The 609-nt window shown below is 34.3% G+C and carries 1 pseudogene; it reads left to right on the forward strand.

The annotated features are described in order from the left end of the window. A pseudogene (locus ACIPNH_RS01355) lies at nt 1-609 on the forward strand (hypothetical protein); the annotation flags it as partial.

Genomic DNA, 609 nt, shown 5'->3' on the forward strand with positions numbered 1-609 from the left:
ATTCATCTCCAACTCATGACAATAATGAACAATCTCAAGTAAATCCTGAACAGTTAAAGAAGAGCTTAGAGAACATTGAACAAAGTGATCAAACTCCACCTGAAAATCTTCTTAAAGAAATCAGAGATAGATCACAGCAGGATAATAGAGGATTAAGGCAAGTTGATCCTACTGATAAACTGTCACAAGATAAAGAAGATGGATTGCAAAAAGACGATTTAGCAGATGTAAAAATAGTGGAAGGTCCAACTATTAGTGTCTCTGCTTCAACACCAAATAGTATAAGTGATTCAGGCTATATATCTCCAACTAATAGTGATAGTAAATCTCAAACAGATTTAAAACAGGTAGGAAGGAAATTAGAAGAACATATTAGACAAAGTAATCTAACTCTATTTGAAGAACTTAAAAATACATTAGGTCAAGAAAATCTCGGGTTAAAACCAGCTGATCAGAGTCAGATTAGCGAAGAAACTAAAAAACGCTTGAGAGGAGTTGGGTTGCTAAAAGACAGCTCAACAGACATAAAAGCAAACGATTCGGGCTATTCATCTCCAACTCATGACAATAATGAACAATCTCAAGTAAATCCTGAACAGTTAAAGAAGA

The organism is Wolbachia endosymbiont of Drosophila barbarae (assembly GCF_044752445.1).
Classification (GTDB): domain Bacteria; phylum Pseudomonadota; class Alphaproteobacteria; order Rickettsiales; family Anaplasmataceae; genus Wolbachia; species Wolbachia pipientis.